Raw genomic sequence first — 2,147 nt, 5'->3', positions numbered from 1 at the left:
TCCTGGGAGTCGCCGAAGACTGGACTCCGGTCCGCGGGAGTTCGCCCCTGCACCTGGGTGTGGCTGGGCCGCACTACGTCAGCGGACTCCCTGTGCGGGGGAGTGGGAGTGGGTACAGGCGGAGGTGGACACATGGGGTTGCGGTCCTACACGCATCCGGCCCGGCGGATGCCGTTGATGTCGCACCTGTAGGCCCGAGAGTGCTTCTGCGGCTTCATGGGTCGGTTCTCGGTCGTGGGCGATCGGGAGGGGCGGTACGGCGACCGGCGCTCGAATTGCATCACAGTGACGAAAGTGATGAGGGGTCGCCTTGCGTTGGGATCGTCTGGTGAAAAGCCGGTTAGCGTCGTTGATGAGGATCCTCAGGGGATTCCGGCGGCGGCCGCTCGCACACGATGACAGGATGCTGTGCTACGAGACTGATCGCCGACATTTTGGTGCGGTGCAATCATAGCTAACGTAGCTAGCGGTGATGCCGTTGTCCGGCATGAGTGCCGTACATTTGTTTCGTTGGTGTCGATGAAGGTGGGAGTGGAATCCGTGGCACGTAAAGCTGTGGTGGAGTGGGTGGANNTATGCGGTTGATGGCGTCGAGTACGAGATTGACCTGAAGGGCGAGCACGCCAAGGAGTTCCGCGACGCTCTCGGCTACTGGATTGCTCATTCCAGGAGGGTCGGAGGCAGGAAGCGCCCCTCGAATCGGGTGACGGACCCGATCGGGTCGTCTCCGTGGACGGGCGAGGTCAAGAAGATTCGGGAGTGGGCGGTAGACCAGGGCTACGAAATATCCTCTCGGGGCCGGATCCGTGCCGAGATCGTACAAGCTTTCCACGACGCCCACTGACACCGCATGGTCCGTCCGAGGGCGGTGCCGAACACGTCGGGTGGGACCCCCACGTGGACGGTCCGCGTCGACGACCTGAATGTGTCGTCTACAGGTCGATGGCGGCACAGCCCGACGTGCTGCCGGCTGGTTCAGGTAATTGGTCGGGTATCTATCGGCTGGTGGCCCAGGTGTTCGAGTCGGTCGAGTTCGGCGAGGAGGGCGTCTCGGCTGGTGTAGGTTTCGGCAGGGGTGCGAAAATCCTCGTCCGGGGAGGGGTAGTGGACCTCCCACCGGGGTCCATCGGCAGCGGTAAAGCCGACCGCGATGTGTAATGGTTGGGCGAACTCACCCCAGGCCGTCGCGACGTGGTCCCGGTTCGGAACGTGATCCCACGTCCCGTCTTCGTAGCTCTCCCACGCGCGGCGACCCTTGAGTATGCGCGTGAGGGTGGGATCGACAAGGTCGTACTCATCAGGCTTCGGGTTGTCGCCGGTGTCCCGGAGTGTGTGATAATCCTCGACGGTCAGCTCCGGTGCCAGTTCGATGAGCGCCCGCTGTGCGGTCGCGTCGAATGGGTTGCTGAGGACCAATGCTCTGGAGTCGGGGAAACTCGCGTTCGCGATCGGGTTTGTACCGCGGGCCTGTCGTTTGGCCTTGTTCCGCCTCTTCTTCGCGGCCTGTGTGGCCTGCGTGGCTTTCTTCGAGCGTCCCATGGATGTCCTTCTATAGGTGGTCTGTCATGGTGTCGTTGATAGGCAGGGAATAATCCTGTACTGACGGTTGGCTTTTCATGGTTTTATCTCCCGCCCCACGCCGGTGACAGACAGTGGGAGATCGGCGGAGACGTTTAGATGAGTGTTGCGTTGTATTGTGCGAGATGGGATCTGACCAGCTCCAGCCCGGCGCGGTCATCGAGCTTGATCGGGCCCCGGGAGACGGTCATCAGGTCATGCAGCCCCACACCGGCATTGGGTGTGATGGTCATGACGACGGAGAACCTGTCCTCGTCGTTACGTGCCCGGTACTTGATACCGAGAACCCCGTCGGTCCCGTGCAGGATGGATGCCGCCCAGTCCCGGGTGATCGGGTAATCGACGGGGTCACATTTCGTCAGCCAGGTGTCCTGACCGATCGCCGCCAGATATGAGCCGTGCACCAGTGCGACCGGGACGTCGTCGGTGGCGGTGACCTGGGACAGGACTCGACCGGCCAGCTTGGCCTTCCGCAGGATCCTCGGCACGTGGTCATCGAGCGGCAGCGACCGGCAGTAGGTCTCCGCGATGCAGGTGGAGATGTCCTCCCCGAAATAGCTGTAGTGGTA

Annotated in this window: 2 protein-coding genes and 1 pseudogene; 1 reads left to right on the top strand and 2 read right to left on the bottom strand. The window is 62.5% G+C overall.

The annotated features are described in order from the left end of the window. Positions 1 to 574: 574 nt before the first annotated feature. A pseudogene (locus AZG88_RS48860) lies at positions 575 to 844 on the top strand (histone-like nucleoid-structuring protein Lsr2); the annotation flags it as partial. A gap of 131 nt (positions 845 to 975) precedes the next feature. On the opposite strand, the gene AZG88_RS48855 reads toward AZG88_RS48860, so the two are convergent. Both AZG88_RS48855 and AZG88_RS48850 read right to left on the bottom strand, forming a co-directional pair. Continuing rightward, positions 976 to 1,539 carry a hypothetical protein gene (locus tag AZG88_RS48855; protein ID WP_061701594.1) on the bottom strand — a complete coding sequence of 188 codons (564 nt, stop codon included), beginning with the start codon at positions 1,537 to 1,539 and terminating at the stop codon, positions 976 to 978. Between the two features lie 134 nt (positions 1,540 to 1,673). Beyond that, positions 1,674 to 2,147 (bottom strand): RES family NAD+ phosphorylase (locus AZG88_RS48850; RefSeq protein ID WP_061701593.1); only part of this gene is annotated, 474 nt, incomplete at its 5' end.

The sequence above is a fragment of the Rhodococcus sp. LB1 genome (assembly GCF_001583455.1).
Classification (GTDB): domain Bacteria; phylum Actinomycetota; class Actinomycetes; order Mycobacteriales; family Mycobacteriaceae; genus Rhodococcus_F; species Rhodococcus_F opacus.
This window is presented reverse-complemented; position numbering and strand designations above follow the sequence as displayed.

Bases quoted from the DNA above. Each gene is read 5' to 3' on its own strand.
- AZG88_RS48855 (WP_061701594.1), bottom strand. From the start codon at position 1,539: ATGGGACGCTCGAAGAAAGCCACGCAGGCCACACAGGCCGCGAAGAAG.